Annotated in this window: 15 protein-coding genes; 10 read left to right on the forward strand and 5 right to left on the reverse strand. The window is 70.3% G+C overall.

Annotated elements, in window-relative coordinates; translation table 11 throughout:
- Window positions 1-2 precede the first annotated feature (2 nt).
- Both ACFQ4H_RS01835 and ACFQ4H_RS01840 read left to right on the forward strand, forming a co-directional pair.
- Complete coding sequence (locus tag ACFQ4H_RS01835; RefSeq protein ID WP_377566185.1) at window positions 3-152, forward strand: hypothetical protein; 150 nt, start codon at window positions 3-5, stop codon at window positions 150-152.
- Between the two features lie 223 nt (window positions 153-375).
- Complete coding sequence (locus ACFQ4H_RS01840; RefSeq protein ID WP_377566187.1) at window positions 376-2376, forward strand: tachylectin-related carbohydrate-binding protein; 2001 nt, start codon at window positions 376-378, stop codon at window positions 2374-2376.
- Window positions 2377-2442: 66 nt separating this feature from the next.
- Here the strand turns inward: ACFQ4H_RS01840 and ACFQ4H_RS01845 are convergent, their stop codons facing one another.
- The gene (locus tag ACFQ4H_RS01845; protein ID WP_377566189.1) at window positions 2443-5346 is read right to left on the reverse strand and encodes an AfsR/SARP family transcriptional regulator; all 2904 of its coding nucleotides are present in this window, start codon (window positions 5344-5346) and stop codon (window positions 2443-2445) included.
- Between the two features lie 233 nt (window positions 5347-5579).
- Here ACFQ4H_RS01845 and ACFQ4H_RS01850 point away from each other — a divergent pair, with 233 nt between their 5' ends.
- Both ACFQ4H_RS01850 and ACFQ4H_RS01855 read left to right on the forward strand, forming a co-directional pair.
- Window positions 5580-9020: a BTAD domain-containing putative transcriptional regulator gene (locus ACFQ4H_RS01850; RefSeq protein WP_377566191.1), complete on the forward strand. Its 3441-nt coding sequence runs from the start codon at window positions 5580-5582 to the stop codon at window positions 9018-9020.
- 184 nt (window positions 9021-9204) lie between these two features.
- Entirely contained in the window at window positions 9205-10215 is a 1011-nt protein-coding gene (locus tag ACFQ4H_RS01855; RefSeq protein WP_377566193.1) for a transcriptional regulator protein, read from the forward strand.
- A 104-nt stretch (window positions 10216-10319) separates the two neighbouring features.
- Here ACFQ4H_RS01855 and ACFQ4H_RS01860 read toward each other — a convergent pair whose 3' ends face one another.
- Window positions 10320-10817 carry a hypothetical protein gene (locus ACFQ4H_RS01860; RefSeq protein WP_377566195.1) on the reverse strand — a complete coding sequence of 166 codons (498 nt, stop codon included), beginning with the start codon at window positions 10815-10817 and terminating at the stop codon, window positions 10320-10322.
- Window positions 10818-11239: 422 nt separating this feature from the next.
- Here ACFQ4H_RS01860 and ACFQ4H_RS01865 point away from each other — a divergent pair, with 422 nt between their 5' ends.
- The 5 genes from ACFQ4H_RS01865 to ACFQ4H_RS01885 all read left to right on the forward strand — a co-directional run bounded on the left by ACFQ4H_RS01865 (window position 11240) and on the right by ACFQ4H_RS01885 (window position 14840).
- Complete coding sequence (locus ACFQ4H_RS01865) at window positions 11240-11662, forward strand: TOBE domain-containing protein (protein WP_377566197.1); 423 nt, start codon at window positions 11240-11242, stop codon at window positions 11660-11662.
- The gene (gene modA / locus ACFQ4H_RS01870) at window positions 11659-12453 is read left to right on the forward strand and encodes a molybdate ABC transporter substrate-binding protein (RefSeq protein WP_377566199.1); all 795 of its coding nucleotides are present in this window, start codon (window positions 11659-11661) and stop codon (window positions 12451-12453) included. The genes ACFQ4H_RS01865 and modA overlap by 4 nt, the downstream gene beginning before the upstream one ends.
- 25 nt (window positions 12454-12478) lie before the next feature.
- The gene (locus ACFQ4H_RS01875; protein WP_377566235.1) at window positions 12479-13303 is read left to right on the forward strand and encodes an ABC transporter permease; all 825 of its coding nucleotides are present in this window, start codon (window positions 12479-12481) and stop codon (window positions 13301-13303) included.
- Window positions 13300-14406 carry an ABC transporter ATP-binding protein gene (locus ACFQ4H_RS01880; RefSeq protein WP_377566237.1) on the forward strand — a complete coding sequence of 369 codons (1107 nt, stop codon included), beginning with the start codon at window positions 13300-13302 and terminating at the stop codon, window positions 14404-14406. Before ACFQ4H_RS01875 ends, ACFQ4H_RS01880 begins: the two co-directional genes overlap by 4 nt.
- Window positions 14407-14618: 212 nt before the next feature.
- Window positions 14619-14840 (forward strand): hypothetical protein, encoded by a 222-nt coding sequence (locus ACFQ4H_RS01885; protein WP_377566201.1) that lies wholly within the window; start codon window positions 14619-14621, stop codon window positions 14838-14840.
- A 60-nt stretch (window positions 14841-14900) separates the two neighbouring features.
- Here ACFQ4H_RS01885 and ACFQ4H_RS01890 read toward each other — a convergent pair whose 3' ends face one another.
- Entirely contained in the window at window positions 14901-15431 is a 531-nt protein-coding gene (locus tag ACFQ4H_RS01890) for a hypothetical protein (protein ID WP_377566203.1), read from the reverse strand.
- Window positions 15432-15595: 164 nt separating this feature from the next.
- Between ACFQ4H_RS01890 and ACFQ4H_RS01895 the strand changes: the two genes are divergently transcribed.
- Complete coding sequence (locus tag ACFQ4H_RS01895) at window positions 15596-16732, forward strand: hypothetical protein (protein WP_377566205.1); 1137 nt, start codon at window positions 15596-15598, stop codon at window positions 16730-16732.
- 62 nt (window positions 16733-16794) lie between these two features.
- On the opposite strand, the gene ACFQ4H_RS01900 is transcribed toward ACFQ4H_RS01895, so the two are convergent.
- Both ACFQ4H_RS01900 and ACFQ4H_RS01905 read right to left on the reverse strand, forming a co-directional pair.
- Window positions 16795-18417, reverse strand: a complete 1623-nt coding sequence (locus ACFQ4H_RS01900) for an ABC-F family ATP-binding cassette domain-containing protein (protein ID WP_377566207.1) — start codon at window positions 18415-18417, stop codon at window positions 16795-16797.
- Window positions 18418-18936: 519 nt separating this feature from the next.
- Complete coding sequence (locus ACFQ4H_RS01905) at window positions 18937-20607, reverse strand: bifunctional 3-(3-hydroxy-phenyl)propionate/3-hydroxycinnamic acid hydroxylase (RefSeq protein WP_377566209.1); 1671 nt, start codon at window positions 20605-20607, stop codon at window positions 18937-18939.
- Between the last annotated feature and the right edge of the window lie 91 nt (window positions 20608-20698).

The raw sequence follows: 20698 nt of genomic DNA on the forward strand, positions 1-20698 counted from the left end.
TGGTGGGCACCAGCACCGTCAGTGCCCAGTGGGGCGGTGCCGTCGAACCGTGGCGTCGGCGGCACCGACCGTCCGGGGTACGGGCGGAGTACGGGAAGTGCGGTGTCACCGGTGTCCCACCGGTACTGGTTAGCGTCACCCTGACGCCATGACGGCGCGACATGGAAGGGGTGCACGTGCGATCCACATCAAGCTCGGGTGCGTACCGACCTTCGGTCGGTGGCCACGTCGGTTGTGGGAAGTGGGATCTGCTGGCCGTCAGCGACGCCGGCACTGCCAGTTCCCCGTATTGGACAGTTGTCACCGGATTGCTGCCATCATCGCCGATGGGCAACCGGCGACGACCCGCAACGTCGACTTAGTGAAAGGCATGTCATGGAACGGTCACAATGGCGCGGGCGGCTGGCCGCTACGCAGGTCGTGGCGCTGGCCGCGACGTTGCTGGCGATGGCGCAGGCGGCGCCAGCGTCAGCCGCCGACACGGTGAGCTGTGCCGCCTCGACGTCGGTCTTCGCTGCGGACAGCGGCGGTAAGCTCTGGCGTTACCCGCTCAACACGCCCGGCAGCACGAGCGCCACCTGGTCGACCCGCAGCCAGATCGGCAACGGCTGGCAGACCTACGGCCGGGTCATCGGTGGTCCGGGGGGCCGGGTCTACGGCATCAACGCCAGCGGACTGTACCGCTACCGCTGGACGAGCAGCGGCTGGGAGATGGTCAACGGCAGCGCTGCTCGGCGAATCAGCACCGGCTTCACCCAGTTTGCGACGGCCACCGCCCGCGACAAGATCACGGTCGACGAGCGGGGCGACTTCTACGCCGTGGACGCTGAGGGCAGGCTGCGGACCTACCGGTACGACGAGGCGGCCGGCACGTGGACCTTCTTCAGCCGTCTGCTCGACACCGGCTGGGGTCGGTTCAACCTCATCGTCGCCGCCGGCCAGGGTGTGTTGTACGCCCGGGACGCCACCGACGGCCGGCTCTTCCGCTACCGTTACGACGCGGACAGCCAGCGATGGATCGACTACCAACTGCAGCTCGGTACGGGGTGGAACGCGTTCAGCAAGGGCCTGTTCTCGGTCGGCGGCGACACCCTCTTCGGCATCGAAGCCAGCGGGATCCTGGCGCAGTACCGCTTCCGCGAGGACAACAGCACCTGGGTGATCCTGCGGCGGACCATCGGCACTTCCGGTTGGCAGAACTTCAGCAACGTGGCGGCCATCACCAACGGCTGCACGCTGTCCGTGTCGCACGTGCCGGCCCGGCCATCGGTGCCGGTGGCCCAGTACGCGCCGGCGGCCGTGACGCAGGCCACCTCGAACAGCATCGAGCTTGCGCACACCGACAACATCGGCCGGTTGCTACACGGACGGATGAGCCCGGACAACTTCAGCTCACTGCAACTGACCGCGATCTCCGGCAGCGAGGGGTTCAGCGGGGTTCCGGCACTCTCCGAGAACACCCAGAACCTGGTACGGATCACCAGCCGCAACATCAACAGCGATGTCTGGACCCGGACCCAGTCCACCGCCGGCAGCCCCGGTTGGAGCAACTGGACCGATCTGGGCGGTCGAATGGCCTCCAGCCCTGCCGTGGTGCGCCTGTCCGACCAACGTGAGGTCGTGTTCGCGGTTGACGCCGGCGGCGCCCTGTGGGCCCGACGGCAGGACCCGGTACACGCTGACCTGCTGGCCTGGCGCAAGCTCGGTGGCAGCGGCCTGACCGGCACTCCGGTAGCGGTACCGCTGGCCGACGCGAGCGCTCTGGTCGTGGTCGCGGACAGCGCCGGCACGTTGCAGGCGGCCCGGTACACGGCCGGAACACTGGGAACGTGGACCAGCCTCGGCGGCAGCGGCTTCACCGGAACACCGGCCGTGGTGGTGATGCCCGGCTACCGGCTGCGGATCTTCGCCCGCAACGCCGAGGGCCGGATCGCCGCCACCGAACGCCGCACTGATGGCACCTTCACCGGGGTGTGGGCGGAGGTCGGCGGATCGGGCACCGTTCCAGCGGGTACGCCGAGCGCGTTGCTGAGCCCGGTAACCGGCCGCATCGGGGTCTACGTACGCGGTACCGACGGCTACATCCACTACGCTGCCGAGACCGCACAGGGCAGCGGCACCTGGGGTAACTGGATTCCGGCCCAGGACGCGTTCGAGACCTACGCCACCGACCCGACCGCGTTCAGTTTCACCAACTCCAACGGTCCGAACGTCGCCTACCTCACCCGTACTCCCGGCGGCACCCTACGGCTGTACACCGTTCAGGAACCGCTCTCCTGGATGGCCGGCGCCGACGGCGTACAGCGCAGCGCAGGCTCGGGCGAGCGTCCGGCCTTCTTCCGGCACGTGCTGCCCGAGGAGTCTGTCTCCGACTGACCCGGGACTCCGGTACGGGCGTTCGTGGGCCGGCCGCCCACGGACGCCCGTACCACTTGTGCGGGGTCATCGGCCGAAGAAGCTGGCGTACATCGGCGAGTGGTAACCCCGTAGCCGTCGTAGGTCCGCCCCCGCCTCGGCGGCCAGCCGGCGACCGGCCGGCGCATCCCCCGCAGCCGTGGTGGCCACCGCCATCGCCCGGGCGGCGACAGCCCGCAGGTAACGATCACCGATCCGGCTGGCGAGGTCGCGGGCCGAGACGGCGTCGTCGAGCGCCTGTCCCGGCCGCCCACCGGCCAGCCGGGCGGCGCACCGAGCCAGCGTGGCTTCGCACTGGGTGGGTAGGTCACCGGTGGCGGCGGTACGCGCCATGGCCTCGGTCAGCGTCCGCTCGGCGGCGGCATGGTCACCGGCCCGGCATTCCAGCTGACCCAACATGGCCAGGGCAGCCCCCTCCAGGCCGGTGGCACCGATACGACGCGCGATACGCAGCGCCTCGCGTGTGCCGGCCAGTGCCTGCTCCGGCTGTCCGGCATCGAACTGCGCGTCGGCCATGTTGCTCAGGCTGCCGCCCAGGTGGAGTGGTGTCCCGTGCTGTCGTCGCAGTGTCAGGGCCCGCTCGTGGCAGCGCAGCGCCTGAACCGGCTCGCCGGTCAGGTAGTGCAGGTTGCCCAGCGCGTCGAGGTAGGCCGACAGGCGTAGGTGGTCCTGCAAACCTTCGGCGACCTCCGCGCCGGCCAGCAGATCCGCCTGAGCCCCGGCCGGGTCGCCGTCGGCCTGGCGCAGCTTCGCCCGGTAGTAGAGGCTCACCGCGTACTCGGTGTCGAGCGCAAGCGCTGCGGTCAGGGCCAGGCTGCGATCGATCAGGGCAAGCGCCTCGGCGGGGTAGCCGCCGCGCCAGAACAGCGGGTAGCTGAGCCAGGCCAGGTTCACCGCCAGGCGGGCCGGCTCACCACCGATGTCGCTGGCGCGGGTCACCGCCGCCACGATGTTGAGGTGTTCGGTGTCCAACCAGCCGCTCACCTCCACCGCACTCTCCGGCCAGGTCTGCCACGGTCCGATCGGTTCGGGCAGCGCGTCGGTCGGGGTCCAGCCGGCGTTGGCCAGGGCGGTGGCACGCTCGGCAGCCACGATGTAGGTCTCGACCAGTCGCTGGAGCGCGGCGGTGCGCTCGGCCGGGCTCTCGTGCATCTGCGCCTGCTCGCCCGCGAGGAGGCGCAGGAGGTCATGCATCTCGTACCGGCCCGGCTGGCGCGGCTCCAGCAGCCGCTGGTCGGCGAGGGTCTCCACCACCGGGTGTGCCTCCCCGGTCCCCCGGCCGAGTAGGGCGGCGACCGCACCGACGCTGACCACGGTCAGCGGCACGTCACCGATGAGCCGGAACGCGCCGGCGCACAGGCGTTCGTGTGCGTCGCCCTCGGACAGCGCCTCGTAGGCCATGCGCAACGTACGTCGGACCCCGAGGTCGTCATAGGACAGCTCGTCCAGGCGGCGGGCGGGATCGGCGAGCCGGTCAGCGAAGGCCGCCAACGACCAGCCGGGTCGGCTGGCCAACCGGGCCGCGGCGACTCGTAGCGCCAGCGGAAGGTGGCCGCACAGCAGGGCAAGGCGGTCGGCGGCGGCAGGCTCGGCACCGACACGTCCGCCCGCACCGGCCCGACCGAGTAGGTCGATCGCGTCGGCGGTGGGCAGCACATCGATCGGCAGGTGCCGTCCGCGGGGCAGGGTGGCCAGGTGACGGCGGCTGGTGATGATGGCGGCGCTGGTCGGGCCCACCGGCAGCAGCGCGGCAACCTGGGCGGCGGTGTGTGCGTTGTCGAGGATGACCAGGATCCGCCGTCCGGCGGTGTACCGACGGTAGGCAGCGCTCGCCTCGGTCTCGTCCATGGGCACCACACCGCCGGGCACGCTGAACGCCCGCAGCAGGCGGCCGATGGCGTCGACCGGTCGCGCCGGTGCCGGATCCGGTTCAGCGCCACGCAGGTCCAGGTAGAACACCCCATCGGGGAAGCGCGGGGCGCTCAGGTGGGCCAGGTGCACCGCGAGCGCGGACTTGCCGACCCCGCCCGGCCCGTGCAACGCGACGACTGCCCCGATCCCCGCTTCCAGGTCCGCCCGCACGGTCGCGATCTCAGCTGTACGTCCGACGAAGGGCTCCACCGCCGGCGGCAGATCGTGGACGGTGGAGCCGGTCGACCCGGGGGCCATCGTCGCCGGGCCACCCAGATCGCGTTGGTGCAGGATGTCGTCGTGCAGCCGGCGCAACCGTGGCCCCGGGTCCAGGCCGGTCTGCTCGGCCAGCATCCGGCGGGCGGTGTGGAACGCGTTCAGCGCGCCGGCAATGTCGCCCAGGCGGTGCAGACCCAGCATCAGCTGCTCCCACGCGCGTTGGCGCAGTGGATGGCGCTCCAGCAGTACGCGCAGCCGCCGCACCGCGTCAGCGGGATCGCCCAACCGTAGCGTCACCTCCGCCAGGTCCTCCTCGGCCAGCAGGTATCGCTCGGTCAGCGCGGCGACGCGACCCGCTGCCGGCGGGGCGAGCGGCACGTCGGCCAGCGGTCCACCGCGCCACATGCTGACCGCCACGGTCAACTCGGCCTGCGCCGCCGCAGCGTCTCCGGCGGCCAGGCAGGCCCTCCCCCGGGCAGCGGCAGCATCGAACCGATCCACGTCGCGCTCCTGCTGCCCCACCCGCAGCAGGTATCCGCCCGCACCGGCGACGATCCGCGGCGGCGTGTCGGGAACGTCGAGCAGACGGCGAAGGCCGAACACGTAGGTGCGTAGGTTGGCCGAGGCTGAAGCCGGCGCCTCGTCACCCCACAGCGCCGCGACCAACTGCGCCGACCCGACGGTCTCGTTGGGCCAGAGCAGCAGCATCGCCAGCAGTTGGCGCTGCTTCCTGGAGCCGAGCGGCACCGCCTGGCCGACGCCACTTTCGACGGTCAACGTGCCGAGCAGGTTGAACCGCATGGAACAACGATCGCCTTTCGCGCCGGTGACCACTCCGCAGCGGTACGCGGGACACACAGCTGTGCGCCGTATAGATCAGCGTACCGTCAAACCACCGAGCCGGACCGCCGTCAGCATCGGTGCCGGCCGATGGTCCGGGGGACGGCACCCGGGCCGCTGCGTGCAACCAATGGCCGTCTCGGCCTGCGGACAGAGGCTTCCCGGCGCCCGGGCCGGGCTTGTAGCATCGGCCGGTGCCAAGTTCCTCCCAACCTGGTACAGACATCGATCCGGTGTCCGACCCGGCTGGTCACGAGGCAAGCGACGCGCCCGAGCCCCTGTCGGCGCTGCTGCGTCGCCTGCGCGAGCAGCTCGGCCTTACCCAGCGGGACCTGGCAACGTCCGCCGACGTCAGTATCGCGGTGATCCGCGACCTGGAGCAGGGGCGTACGCGGGTGCCCCGGACCGCCACCCTGCACGCTCTCGTCCGTTGTCTCGGCGCGGCGGGTGCAGACAGCGCCGCACTGTTGCAGCGGGCCGCACCGGTCGTGCAGGCGGCACGGCCGGGGCGGGGACAGCCCGCGCGTCCGGCCGACGCCGGGCCCCTGACCGTGTCGGTGCTCGGGCCACTGTTGCTCCGACGCGGTGGGGTCGAACTGCGGCTCGGTTCGGCGAAGCATCGTTGTCTGCTGGCCCGGCTGGCGCTGGCCGCAGGCGAGGTGGTGGGGCGGGAGGAGCTGATGGACCTGCTCTGGGACGAGCGCCCGCCGTCGGCCCTGAACGTGCTGCACAGCCATGTCGGCCGTCTGCGTCGCCTGTGGGGCGAGGAGGGCGCCCGGGTCCTGGTCGCAGCCGGCAACGGATACCGGCTGGCACTTGATGCCGACCGTCTCGACCTGCTGCGTTTCCGCGAGCTGGCTTCGGCCGTAAGCGCTGCGGCTGATCCCGTACAGGCGCTCGGGCAGCTCCTCGCGGCGGCCCGGTTGTGGCGCGGCGAGACCGATGTGGAACAGCTACGGGGCAGCCCGCCGGTCACGGCCCTGTTCGAGCGGTACGCGACGCTGCTGTGCCAGGCCTCCGCGCTCGCCCGCCAGTTGGGCGAGTACGAGCAGGTGTTGCCACTGCTGCGGGAGTTGGCCGAGCGGCTGACGCTGCACGAACCGGTGCACGCTGAACTGATCATGGTGGCTGCGGCGTCTGGACGGCAGGCCGAGGCCCTGGTCACGTACGACCGCCTTCGTCGGGCACTGATCGAGCAGCTCGGTGTCGATCCGGGGCCGCAGCTTCGTCACGCGTACGACGCTGTGCTGCGGCAGCAGTGGTCACCCACCACCGAGCCGGGTTCCGGGACGACCCCGGTGTGGCAGGTACCGGCCGGTCCGCCCGATTTCGTCGGTCGGGAGCGGGAACTGGAGCGGATCAGCGTGGAACTGGCCCGTCCCGGCTCAGGGTCGATGCGGGTGGTCCTCATCAGTGGTTCGGCCGGGATGGGCAAGACAGCGCTGGCCCTGACCGTCGCGCACCGGCTGCGGAGTGGGTATCCGGATGGTCAGCTGTACGTCGACCTGCGCAGCGGTACCAGCGGGCCGGTACGGCCGATGGAGGTGCTGGGCCGCTTCCTGCGTGCGCTCGGGGTGCCGGCGGGCCGGGTGGGATTCGACGAGGAGGAGGCCGGGGCACTGCTGCGCAGCGTCCTGGCCGATCGCCGGATGCTGCTGGTGCTGGACAACGCCCGCGACGCGGCGCAGGTCCGGGCCCTCCTGCCGGGTCCGGGCCGCAGTGATGTGCTGGTCACGAGCCGACGCCGGCTGCCCGACCTGTCTCCCGGGCTGGTCGTCGACCTGGCGACACTGTCCACCGGGGAAGCCGTCCGGCTGATGGACTCGACCGTGGGCGCGGGCCGGGTGTCAGCCGATCTGGAGTCTGCCCGCGAGTTGGCGGCCGCCTGCGGGCAGCTGCCGCTCGCACTGCGCATCGCCGCTGGCAGGCTGGCCAGCCGCCCGGCCTGGACCACGGCGGAGCTGGCCTACCGGCTACGCGACGAGAACCAGCGGTTGACCCAGCTCAGCGTGGGCGACACCAGTGTGCTGGCCAGCTTCCAGCTCAGCTACCAGGATCTGAGTGAGCCGGTCCGGCGGGCATTTCGCCTGTGTGCGCTGCATCCCGGGGCCGACTTCGGCGTCGAAGCCACCGCGGAACTGCTGGGCGTCGACCCAATAGAGGCTGACCTGGTGCTCGGCGAGCTACTGGACGCCAACATGCTGCTCCAGTACAGCGCCGAGCGTTTCCGCTTCCACGACCTGCTCGGGCAGTACGCGGCACGACTGCTGGGCGAGGAGGACCCGGCCGACGTCGAGGCCGCCCGGGACCGGCTGTACTCCTGGTCGCTGCGGATGGCCACGGAGGCGGTCGAGGCCCTCTACCCGGGCATGGTACGGCTGGTCACCAGCTCGGGCGACGCGCCCTTCGCCGACCAGGAGGTGGCCCTGCGCTGGTTGGACGCGGAGGTTGGGGCGCTGGTGGCACTGGTCGAACGCGCGGCGGTGAGTGTTCGACCGCAGCCGAGCTGGCTGCTGGCCGATCAGCTGCGCGGCTACTTCCTCGTCCGCCGGCACGTCGACCGCTGGCTGCGTACCGCCGAAGCGGGGCTGCGGGCCGCGACCGCCGCAGACGACCGGGCCGGCCGAGCGGCGATGCTGCTCAGTCGGGGGCAGGCGATGTGGGCGCTGGGCCGGCACGCGCAGGCGCTCGCCGACTACCGGGCGGGCGAGCGGCTGTCCCACGACTCGGACTGGCCGGCGGCGGCTCCGTACCTGTGGCACAACATCGGCGTGGTGCAGGCCGAGCAGGGCCTCCTGGACGAGGCGGAACGTGGATATCGGGAAGCGCTGCGGTTGTGTGGCGACCGTAGCGAACTGGCGGCGGTACGGGCCCTGGCCCTCAACGGGCTCGGTGCCATGTACGCCGATCAGGGCCAGCTGGCCGAGGCGGCGGAGTGCCTCCGCGAAGCCCTGCGGATCAACGAGGTCACCGGTCGGACGGCGTCGGTGTTGTCCACCCGGGGCAACCTCGGCATGGTGCTGCGTCAGCTGGGTCAGGAGCACGCGGCCGAGGAGCATCTGACCGCCGCCCTGGCCGGCTACCGGCGCCGCTCCAACATGCACGGCGAGCTGTCCACCCTGGATGAGCTGAGTCAGCTGTACGCGCAGCGCGCCGACGCGGCACGGGCGCTGAGCACCGCCGAGCAGGGCTACGACCTCGCGGTGATCGTCCGGGATCAGCGGGCGCAGGCGGCGCTGCTGTGCACGATGGGTGAGGCCCGCCGGCTCGACGGCGACATTGCTGAGGCGTTGCGCGTCCTGGGACAGGCGCTGGACATGGCACGCCAGAACGGCTATCCCTACTTCGCCGCACGCGCGCAGGTGGGACTGGCCGGTGTGCACCTGGACCTGAGGGCGTACGGGCAGGCCCGTAGCTGCGCGGCGGAGGCCCGTGAGCTGGCGACGGCGCACGACTTCCGGATGGTCGAGGCGGATGCGTTGGCAGCGCTCGCCCGGTGCCTGGCCGCCACCAACGCCGACGAGGCGGCGGAGACGGTCGCTGCGGCTGTCACCGCATACCAGGTGGCCGGCGCGAATGCGCGGGCCGATCGGCTGCGGGATCTGCTGGCCGCATCCCCGTCTTCATGGTCGTGAAGATGGGCACCGACAACGGTGGATCGCTGTGACCGAGGCGGCGGACTATGCAGGCTCTGTACGCCGTTTGTACCCAGCTGCGGCAGCATCGCGATAGGTTCTGCCCGCCCATCCAACCCGATTCGGTTGTTCGGATGGCTGTTGGCGGACGGAGGGCCGAATCGATGTTTCCTGGGCGGTGGCGATGACCGACGTCGCAGCGCAGCCCGCCGTACTGGCGGAGACGCGGCTTGAGGAGGTAGTCGGGCGCATCCGCAGCGAGATCGAATGGGTGGACGTCAACCTGCTACGGAAAGGTCTGTCCCCCCGGCTCGATGGAATCGACACCACGCACGCCCGGCACCTGGCCGGGCTACCCGAGGAGTTGCCGCCCCTGGTGGTGCACCGGGCCACGATGCGCGTGATGGACGGGCTGCACCGGCTGGCTGCGGCCCGTAGCCGCGGTGATCGGCAGGTGCCCGTGGTGTACTTCGAGGGGAGTTACGACGAGGCCTTCGTCGTCGCGGTACGGCTCAACGCGGTTCACGGCAGGGCGCTGCGCTCGCAGGATCGCGCGGCGGCGGTGCGACGCATCCTCGGCACACATCCCCACTGTTCGGACCGCTCGATCGCCTCGGTGTGCGGAGTCGCACCGCGCACCGTCGCCAGGTTGCGGCAGGAGTCGGCGGACGACCGTCAGCGGCTGGATGCGCGGATCGGACGCGACGGCCGCCGCCATCCGCTGTCCACCCAGGAAGGGCGCCGAAGGGTCGAGCAGATCATGCGTGAGGAGCCGGAGGTGAGCCTGCGCGAGGTGGCTCGCCGTGCCGGCGTCTCGGTCGGCACCGCGCTGGACGTACGGCGACGGCTGCTCGCCGCCGGCCCCGAAGTGGCCGGTCACACCGGTGGCGCGGCGCAGCCCGCGGAACGGTCGTGGGCTGCCGGAGACCCTGGGCATCCTCCCGTGCCGGGGATCCGCAAACAGTTGGAATGGCTGGCCCGGGAGCCGGCGCTGCGTTACACGGATCAGGGCAGGGCACTGCTACGCCTGGTGTCGGCCACGATGGCCTTTCTCGACCGTGCCGGCCCCGTGTCCGAAGCGGTACCTGACCACTGTCGGCGTTCGCTCAATGCGGTGGCCCGCGCCTGTGCCGGCAGCTGGCTCGACCTCGCTGAGCAGTTCGGTGACGAGCAGTCGCGGTCGCGGGTGGCGTGAATCGTCCGGGTCGCGGGCGATTCACGCCACCACCGGCCCCGACCCACCGACCCGACCTGTTCCGGTCACCGGCTCAGGCTGAACGTGTACGGGTCAGCGAACGTTCATTTCTGCCCGAGCCATCCGCACACCCAATAGGACCCGGCTGCGTCGCGTTCCACGAACCAGGAGTAGGTGACCTCGCCCGCTGGATTCCCCGTGGACGTATTCAGTTGTGTCATCTTGGCTTTTACGACGAGTCGCTCCGCGTCCGTGGGAACCTCGTACGGCAGCATCGTCCACCGGCCGATGTAGTAGCCGTTCAGCACGAACCCGAGCAGGGTGGACCGCAAACGCGGGCACGTGGCGGACTTGAAGACGTCCATGTTGTGGCCCGTAAGTCCGTCCATGTAGGTGCGGAACACCTTGTCGATCTCGGTGGGCGACATCGGCATGCGCGCCGGGTCCGAGGGCGTGTGCCCGCTCCCTGCCGAAGTCTCTGTTGTGGAGGGACTGCCGGGCTGGGCAAGGGCCGGGGTCTCCGACGGCGACGGTGACGCCGTCCTGAAGACGTTCGTGACGACGAGGAGTACGGCCAGAGCGAGCGCGAGAAGTCCGAACACTCCACCGGCGATTCCGACGACCAACCCGATGTTCGGCTTACCTGGAGGTGGTGGCACCGGTGCCCAGCTTGGCGATTGTTCTCCTGAGCCGGGTGGGGGGCTGGCACTCATGCGTCCACCCTATATAGACGCTGTTTCGGAACCTCCAACGGCTTCGCGGTACGTCGATACCGGACCCGAAGTCTGACGTAACTGTTGATCATCAACCCCCTGCGGGCAGTGGGCCGGCCATCCCGTCTTGATCGTGACAAGGAAGCGATGCGGCGGGTCGTGGGTGGTAAGGAGATGGCCGAGTACGGGCCGCCGTCGACCCCAACCGGACCCCAGAACGCAGATGCGGCCTTTCGGGCCACTCTGCTGCCGCTGATACGGGACCTTCGGCCCCTTCATGCCTGCAATTGCGGTCGACTAGGGTGACCTTCGTGACGGTGTTTCGGATGGGTGAAGCTGCCGAGTTGCTGGGCATCAGCGTGGACACGGTGCGGCGTTGGGTGGATGCCGGGCGGCTCACCGCGACCCGGGACGAGCAGGGGCACCGGGTGATCAACGGCGCTGACCTCGCCGCCTTCGTACGGGCGCAGGCCGCCGAGCCGGAGGACCGCGACGGGTCGTCGGCGCGTAACCGGTTGCGCGGCATCGTCACCGCCGTGGTCAAGGACTCGGTGATGGCGCAGGTGGACATCCAGGCCGGTCCGTTCCGGGTGGTGTCGCTGATGAGCCGGGAAGCGGTCGACGACCTCGCCCTGGAGGCCGGGTCCGTAGTGGTTGCAGTGATCAAGTCGACCACGGTCGTGGTGGAGAAATCCTCCGCGACCGTGGGAAACAGAGGGAGGACCAGTTCGTGAGGGCTCGACGGTTCCGCGCCGCCCTGGCCACGGTCACCGCGCTGGCGGTGGTGGGTCTGACGGGTTGCGGCGGTGATGATTCCGCCAGCCCGCAACCGGACGGCAGCGGCGGTGTCACCGGCAATGTCACGGTCTTCGCCGCCGCGTCGCTGACCGAGTCGTTCACGCGAATCGGGAAGGACTTCGAGGCCGCCAACCCGGGGGTGAAGGTCACCTTCAGCTTCGCCGGCAGTTCCGCACTGGCGACGCAGATCAACCAGGGTGCCCCGGCGGACGTGTTCGCCTCCGCTGCCCCGGCGAACATGAAGACCGTCACCGACGCTGGCAACGGCGTCGGCGCTCCGACCACATTCGTACGTAACCAACTTGTCATCGCCGTACCGAAGGGCAACCCCAAGGGGGTGACCGGCCTGGCCGATCTGACGAAGCCGGACGCGAAGGTCGCGCTCTGCGCCGAGCAGGTCCCGTGCGGGGCAGCGGCGAAGAAGGCGCTCGACGCCGCCGGGGTGAAACTCACCCCGGTCACGCTGGAACAGGATGTCAAGGGTGCCCTGTCCAAGGTGAAACTGGGCGAGGTCGACGCCGCGCTGGTCTACCGCACCGACGCGAAGGCTGCCGCCGCCGACGTCGAAGGCATCGAGTTCCCCGAATCGGCCGGGGCGATCAACGACTACCCGATCGTCGTGCTGAAGAACGCGGCCAACAGGACCGCCGCGCAGGCGTTCGTCAACTACGTGCTGTCCGACACCGGCAGAGGTGTGCTCACCGCAGCCGGTTTCCAGGCACCGTAAGCCGGTGTCCCGACTTGACGACGAGGTGGTACGGCCGGCAACGGCCGCGCCACCTGCCCGTACCAGACGCACCAGCCGGGTACCGGTGGCGCTGCTGCTGCCCGCCACCCTCGGCCTGCTCTTCCTCGTCCTGCCCCTGGCCGGGCTGCTCGCCCGGACCCCCTGGAGCAGCCTGCCGCAGCGCCTGACCGCACCCGGAGTACTCACCGCGCTGGGGCTGTCGATGCAGACCGCCACCCTCGCCACGCTGCTGTGCCTCGGCCTCGGCGTGCCCCTGGCCTGGCTGCTCGCCCGGGTCGAGTTCCCCGGCCGTCGCGTCGTACGCGCCCTCGTCACCGTGCCACTGGTGCTGCCGCCGGTCGTCGGCGGAGTGGCCCTGCTGCTGGTCTTCGGCCGCCGTGGGCTGCTCGGCTCCTGGCTCGACACGACGTTCGGCGTCACCCTGCCGTTCACCACCACCGGCGTGGTGCTCGCCGAGGCGTTCGTCGCCATGCCTTTCCTGATCATCGCCGTCGAGGGGGCGCTGCGTGGCGCCGACACCCGCTACGAGGAAGCAGCCGCCACCCTCGGTGCGGGCCGGTGGACCACCTTCACCCACGTCACCCTGCCACTCGTCGCGCCGGGCATCGCCGCCGGCGCGGTGCTGTGCTGGGCCCGCGCACTCGGCGAGTTCGGCGCCACCATCACGTTCGCCGGCAACTTCCCCGGTCGTACCCAGACCATGCCCCTGGCCGTCTACCTCGCCCTGGAGACCGATCTGGAGGCCGCGATCGTGCTCAGCCTCATCCTGCTCACCGTCTCCGTCGCCATCCTCGCCAGCCTCCGCGACCGATGGATCAGCGCACCATGACCGCCGATCCGACCCCACAGGCGACGGCCGGGAGCGGCGTGCCGCTGCTCGACGCCCACCTCGTCGTGGACCGGGGTGCCTTCCGGCTCGACCTGCCCCTAACCATCAACCCCGGCGAGGTCGTCGCGCTCCTCGGACCCAACGGCGCCGGCAAGACGACCGCGCTACGTACCCTCGCTGGCCTGCTCCCCCTCTCGGCCGGACACCTCGCCCTCGCCGGCCGCGAGTTCGACCACCCGAACCGACGGGTCTGGATCCCCGCCGAGCAGCGTCCGATCGGCGTGGTCTTCCAGGACTACCTGCTGTTCCCACACCTGACCGCGCTGGACAACGTTGCGTTCGGTCCGCGCCGCCACGGCCTGAACCGACACCAGGCCCGGCAACGGGCAGGCGACTGGCTGGCGCGGATGGGGCTGGCCGAACACAGCCGACGCAAGCCCCGACAGCTCTCCGGTGGTCAGGCCCAACGGGTCGCCCTGGCCCGCGCCCTCGCCGTCGACCCGGCGCTACTGCTGCTGGACGAGCCACTCGCCGCCCTGGATGCCCGTACCCGGCTCGACACCCGCGCCCAACTCCAGCACCACCTCGCCGAGCATCCCGGCGCCACCCTGCTGGTCACCCACGACCCGCTCGATGCCCTCGTCCTCGCCGACCGGCTCGTCATCATCGAACACGGCCGAGTGGTCCAGGAAGGCAACGCGGCGACCATCACCGCCCAGCCCCGCACCGACTACGTCGCCCGCCTGGTCGGACTCAACCTCTACCGTGGACACGCCGACGGTTACGCCGTCCTGCTCACCGACGGATTCCGACTGACCACCGGCGACCAGCACGACGGCGACGTCTTCGTCGCCTTTCCACCGTCAGCGGTCGCCCTCTACCCCGACCGCCCCGACGGCAGTCCCCGCAACACCTGGCCGGCCACCATCACCGGAATCCAACGGCACGGCGACAATCTCCGGATCCAGCTCACCGGTCCGATCGACGTGGCCGCCGACATCATCCCGCTGGCCGCCGCCCACCTCCACCTCACCCCCGGACAGCCCGTCTGGGCGGTGGTCAAAGCCACCGAAACCCGGACCTACCCTGCGGCACCGGGATAGGACGGAGTCCGCAACATCGTCACCGCCACCGGCCGTGACCGGTACCCGGCCGCCCTTGCGCAGGACCGTTCCCGTCACCTCACCTGAACCTAGAAGGACAAATTGCCACAATCGCTGCATACATGCTCAAGGGTGGTCTCAACCATCAGACGCCCAAGCGGCCAAGGTCGGGTCGGATGACTAGCCGCTGACGCACCGGGTACGCCCGCCGTATGGGTAGCCACAAGCAGAACAAGCACGATCCGGGCGGCGAGTCGGCGCGTGCCGGACGCCATTCGGGCAGCGGGGCACGCGGCCGGCAGGGCTCGGAGGTCGAACGCTCGCCGGACCGGCGGCATCTACGGGCCGCGACCGGAACCTCGGGAACCGAACGTGACCACGGCCGGGCAAAGGTCGAGGGGAGCGAGCGGGTCCAACGCCAGGGGACACGCTGAGCGCGGTCCCCACCTGCCCTGAGACCCTGTCCCCGATGGCGGTACCGGGCGCTCCGGGGCTCAGGGCACGATCGCGTAGAGCCCGTCGGTCGGGTCGACCACGGCGTTGAGTCGCACCCCGACCTTCAGGCCGGGATGGTCCTTGCACTGCGAGGCGGATTCGAACGGTTCGAACCCGGATCCGCTGATCAGCAACCTCAGCTCGATCCCGCTCTCCTCGCCCAGCGAGGCGGGTCGCACAGCCATGATCTCGGCCGTCGCGACGACCCCGACCGTCTCCAGCCGGCGCAGGTCCCGCCGGGCCCGGTCCGCCAACCGCGCCTCGTACCGAACCAGCTTGACGCACGACACCGTGACCCCGACCCCGACGACACCCATGATCCACCGGTTCACGGTGGGCTCACTGGTGGCGAGGACGACGGCGGCGTACACCATGAACGGGCCGATCAGCAGCAGCGGAACCTCCAGGACCCGCAGCAGCGACCGCCAGAACCGACCGGAGGGCAGGTTCGCCTGGCGCGGCCCGTGGTCCGGGCCTGACCAGATGAGCGCGCTCCGGCCGGGTACGTATCCCTTCGGCACCATCGGCACGCCGCCACCTTAGTCAGGATCGTCAAGTGGTTCTTCTCAACGGATATCAAGTAACGGATGGATGCTGAAGAGAAGGGCGGATACGAACCTCATCGCCGACCGCACCGGAACACGCGGCCGAACCATTCGCACGCCGGAGACGGATCGACTGCGACAATCAGGAAATGAGTGACAGCAATCAAAGCGTCAGTCGTGCCTCCGCTGACGCGGACTTCCTGGAATGGAATTTCTCGATCATGGCCGGGAGTTCGCCGTGGTCGGTGGAGCAGGGAATGACGCAACTGCTCGCCCACCAGGGCGCGGAGGGCTTCGGGCCGTCCCTGGCCACCGCGGTGCAGCTTGACGCCAACGTCATACACGAACTGGGCACGCGGCAGACACCGACGGCCGTGGCGGCGTTGCGGGCCTTCGAGGCAATGAGCACGATCGACACTCAACGCGAACTCGCTTCGATGAACGCCGACCGACTCGTACGACAGGGGCTGCCAGAGCCGGTCTGGGGATCCACGATCAGCCGGGTACGGGTGGATGGCTGCTGGTGGGCGCACGACCAGTTCGACGAGACGGCGATAGTGCTCTGCGCGTTCTCCTACGACGGAGTCGACGAGCACGGCATCCTGGCCATGATCGATCGCACGATCGGCGATGGACTGTTCAGGGAGCTGACCCTCGGAATGCGCGTGGACCCGTTGCTGGAGGTCCTCCGCAGTGCGGAAGAAGGCGACGAAGGTTTCGTCAGCGAACCGCTCGACCCGGCGTACGCCCGGCGGCTGATCGAGGACGCGATCGCCACCTCGGACGAGATACTCGAAGACCGGCAGTACCAGCCCAAGCCGATGCCGGCGGTGTACCGGAAGATGCGAGCACTGACCCTGACCCGCGCCCGCGCGTTGAGCGACGTCGTCGCTCCGCCGGACTCCTTTCCCAACAGTGTCGAACTCGAACTCCTGAAACAGTCCTTCCTCGGTTCAGCGACTGCAGCCACCCTGCCCCCGAACGAAGAGGCAGGACAGGCGCTGGACCTGCTGTTCACGCATTTCATCGAACAGGCCGCCTGCCATCCCCTCCACCTCGGCCCACGCCGGATCACGGCCGTCCTCGGCCTGCCCAGCCTCGCTCCCGACCAGATCGACAACCCGGCCGTCGGACGGGTCCTTCCCGACGTCGCCACCGCCTGGGCCGCCTGGACCGCAGCAGAGCGGGGCCTCCCCCGCGACGCCACCGAACGCCTCGAACAGGCCACCAAACAGGCATGCGCGGAACTCCGTACCGCAAACGCCGACGGCCACGAAACACCGTGACGTTCCGGCTGCCGACTCCGGGTCAGAGCCCCACCCGAGGCCCTGACCCGGTCACCTCCGGGTCAGACCCGTAGTCGCGGCCAGGTTACGGTGTCGCGCAGCAGTTGCCGGTCGTGGGTGGCCAGCACCACCGCGGCCCCCGTCGTCACGAGTGCCTGCGTCAACTCCTCGACCAGGGACATCGACAGATGGTTGGTCGGCTCGTCGAGCAGCACGACCTGGGGTCGCCCGGCCAGCATGACGGCCAGGTCGAGCCGCCGTTGCTGGCCGATCGAAAGCTCCGTCACCGGCCGGTGGACGGCGTCGGCGGAGAGCAGCCCGAACTGCGTGAGCCCGAGCCGCTCGGCCCCGTCGAGCCCACCGGAGCTCACGAGTCTGCCCACGACGGCGTCGTAGACCTCGAAGGCACGCCGCCGTGACGGCGGCGGTGACTCCTGCGTGAGCAGTCCCACCCGCGCGCCCCGCCTACGCTGCACCGTCCCCGCGTCCGGTGCCAGCGTCCCGGCGAGCACGGCGAGCAGGCTCGACTTGCCCGAGCCGTTGGGGCCGGTCACCACGAGCCGCTCACCGGAACGCAGGTGAACGGAGCACGGCGAGGTGAGCCGGTCGTTCACCATCACCTCGTCGGCCCGCAGGAGCGTGGCTCCCGGTGCCGCCCCGAGCTGCGGCATCTGGAACCGCAACGGCGGCTTGGGTACGTCGACGACGTGCGCCTCGAGTTCTTCCTGCCGCCGGTGAACAGCCCGTACGAGTGCGGGTGCCCGGGTCGCGCGGGTGTGCTTCCCGGTTCCCTTCTCCGGCCGCCACCCGGTGGACAGCCGGTTCTGGGCCACGGAGAGGTTCTGCGCGAGCCGCTGCCGCTCGCTCTGCTGGTCCCGGTACTCGGCTTCCCAGAGCTCCCGCTCGGCGCGATGCCCTTCTCGATAGCCGGCGTATCCGCCGCCGTAGATCCGGGGACGTCCGTCCCTGGTGGGGTCGAGGTCGAGCACCGAGGTGACCACGTCGGCCAGCAGTGCGCGGTCGTGGCTGACCAGCACCACCACGCCCGGATGCTCGCGGAGCCGGGCGGTCAGATGGTCGAGACCAGCCGCGTCGAGATGGTTGGTCGGCTCGTCCAGCAGCAGCAGGTCGTGCCCGGCGCCCAGTAGACAGGCCAGCCGGATCCGGTAGCGCTGCCCGACGGAGAGGCTGCCCAGCGGCCGGCTACGGTCGTGCACCGCGCCGAGCGCGGCCAGCGAGATGTCGACCCGGCGGTCGGCATCCCACGCGTCGATCGATTCCGCCGCCCCGAGCGCGTTGGCGTACTCCTGCTCCGCGCCGGGACGTCCCTCGACGAGCGCGGTCGTCGCCGAGTCGAACGCGCGCAGCACGGCGCGTACCTGGGCAAGCTCGACGTCGATCAGGTCGCCGACCGTACGGTCTTCTCCAACCGGCATCACCTGGTCGGCGACGCCCAGGGTGCCGACCCGGTGTACCGAGCCGGAGTCGGGAACCAGGGTCCCGGCGAGCACCTGCAGCAAGGTGGTCTTCCCGCGACCGTTCTCCCCGACCACCCCCAGCCGATCGCCGGGTGAGACGGTCATGTTCACACCGGTCAGGACCGGTCGACCGCCGCGGGCGACATGCAGATCGGCAGCGCTGAGGTGGGCCCGCTCACGAGCGGGTAGAGCAACAGTGGTGGACACACTTCCTCCGAACGACGGATCCCGCGTGCCAGCACAGCAAGAGGCGCGGAGACGGGAACCCGTGAAAGACGAGAGACGACGACAACGAGATCGACCGCACCCGGGCCCATCGATCAGGGCTGAACCGGGATGGCATCGGCGGTCGAGATCGTCGCTCTCAGAGGAAGTACAGATGCATGTCGCGAGCTTAACACGGCCCTCGGGAGGCGATAGAAGATCCACTGATCCCAGGGCATACCGCGCTCAAGCTGGGTTTCGCAGTGGCGCTACCGCACGATGCGCACGCCACCCAGGACGCTCCCGCTGCCCCCCGGGCATCCGTGACCCGATCCCAGCGGCGAGGCCGACATCGTGCCGTACGCATCCCAACTCGGTTTCGTCCCCGTCGGGACGGTTGTGGATCGCACGGCGTGGTCCGCTGCGTCGCGCCGGGAACAACCCGGCGCGACGACAGGCGAACGTGGCTCCGCCCACCATCTGCCCTGGTCAGGCGATAACGGCCGTGGGATACGGGGGCGGCTAACGGCCGGCGGCCACCACCTCGCCATCAGACGCGGCGGCCGGTGAGGCGAGGGCAGCCGACAGTTCCCGCGCGACGTGACCGAGACCGTCGGCCGGTGCGAGGGCGAAGACGAACCGGTCCGGCCGCAGGATCACCAGATCTGCCCGGTGACCGCGTAGCCAGCCACCGATCGCCCCGTCCACATCGACGACGTCCACCCGCCGGTCGGACTCACCGGGCGTGGGCAGGTCCGCCAGCGGGGTGCCGGCCGGGTGTACGGCGACGAACCGTACCGGCAGCCCGCGCCACCGGGGATCGTCCGGGCCGCCCGACGGCACACCAGGTCCGAGTACCGCGAAACCGGAGCCGAGCACCCCGTCGAGCAGCTGCGGCCCGGCTGACCCCGGGATGCCGACCCGCGGTTGGGGAAACATCGTCCCCACCGCACCGTCCCGCCGGCCACCGGCCAGCAGACCCCGCTGGTACGCCGGTACCGGCTTGAACTCGAAGTGCCGGACGAATCGGCGCACCCGGGGCACCACCTGGACGCCCCGCAGCGCCGTGTCACGGAGCCAGGCGGTGGTACGGCTACGAGCCAGGAAGACCCGTCCCATCCGTACGCTCGTCCGCGCCATCGCCACGGTGTGCGGGCGCCGTTCCGTCTCGTACGTGTCCAGTAGCGCCGGGTCGGCGGCACCGGACAGCACCATGGCGAGCTTCCACGACAGGTTCGCCGCGTCACGTAGGCCGCTGCACAGGCCTTGGCCGAGGAACGGTGGCATCTGGTGTGCCGCGTCGCCCAGCAGGAACACCCGGCCCCGGCGCCACTCCCGCGCGACGAGGTGGTGGAAGGTGTAGACCACCGCCCTGGTGATGTTGAAACCGGCCGGGTCGACGTACGGCTCGATCAGCCGGGCGAGTGTCTCCGGCCGACGCATGTCGGCCTCGGTCTCGCCGGGGCGCAGCATGAACTCCATCCGGTAACTGCCCCGGGCGCCGGGCGACACGAACGCCGGCCGCTGCCAGTCGCACACGAACGTGGTGTGGCCCAACCGTACGGCGTCCGGAGCCACGTCACCGGAGACGGCCAACCACGGCTCCGCGTAGCTTGCCCCCACCAGTGGAATCCGGACGGCCGACCGGGTGGTGCTACGGGCTCCGTCGCAGCCGAGCACGTACCTGGCCCGTACCGGGCGGAACTGCTCGGTGGCCATGTCGCGCAGTACCAGGTGCACCCAGTCGTCGTCCTGCTGAAGGGTGACCAGTTCCGTACCGAGGGCGAGGTCGACGTGGTCGAACCGGTCCAGGCCGGCGCGGAGTGTCTGTTCCAGCAACGGTTGGTCGAAGAAGTTCAGCGCCGCATGGCCGAAGCCGAAATCGACCTCTGACAGGGCGATGGTGGCGAAGATCCGACCGGCGCGGTTCAGGTAGTCGGCCCGCGACGGCTGGTGCATGTCGCCAGAGACCTGGTCAAGCAGGCCCGCCTGCTGGTAGATGCGCAGTGCCTCGTCGTCACAGGAGAACGCCCGTGGCTGGCCGTGTGGAGCACCGCTCCGCTCGACCACCAGCGTACGCACGCCGCGCGCGCTGAGCAGGTTCGCCGTCAGTGCGCCGACCGGGCCGCATCCGACGATGACGACATCGACCTCCTGAACCGCTTCGCGACCCGACGGCTGGACTGGACGCATGACAGTGACCCTTTCCGGAACGTGACTCATCGGGACGGCCCAGCCGTCCACGGGATGGTGACCACGACACCAGACGGGTGTGGAGAAGGTA

Origin of the sequence: Micromonospora sonneratiae (genome assembly GCF_042679305.1) — a bacterium.
Classification (GTDB): Bacteria; Actinomycetota; Actinomycetes; order Mycobacteriales; family Micromonosporaceae; genus Micromonospora_H; species Micromonospora_H sonneratiae.

Bases quoted from the DNA above. Each gene is read 5' to 3' on its own strand.
- ACFQ4H_RS01895 (WP_377566205.1), top strand. From the start codon at position 15,596: ATGAGTGACAGCAATCAAAGCGTCAGTCGTGCCTCCGCTGACGCGGAC.
- ACFQ4H_RS01905 (WP_377566209.1), bottom strand. From the start codon at position 20,607: ATGCGTCCAGTCCAGCCGTCGGGTCGCGAAGCGGTTCAGGAGGTCGAT.
- ACFQ4H_RS01885 (WP_377566201.1), top strand. From the start codon at position 14,619: ATGGGTAGCCACAAGCAGAACAAGCACGATCCGGGCGGCGAGTCGGCG.
- ACFQ4H_RS01880 (WP_377566237.1), top strand. From the start codon at position 13,300: ATGACCGCCGATCCGACCCCACAGGCGACGGCCGGGAGCGGCGTGCCG.
- ACFQ4H_RS01845 (WP_377566189.1), bottom strand. From the start codon at position 5,346: ATGCGGTTCAACCTGCTCGGCACGTTGACCGTCGAAAGTGGCGTCGGC.
- ACFQ4H_RS01855 (WP_377566193.1), top strand. From the start codon at position 9,205: ATGACCGACGTCGCAGCGCAGCCCGCCGTACTGGCGGAGACGCGGCTT.
- ACFQ4H_RS01840 (WP_377566187.1), top strand. From the start codon at position 376: ATGGAACGGTCACAATGGCGCGGGCGGCTGGCCGCTACGCAGGTCGTG.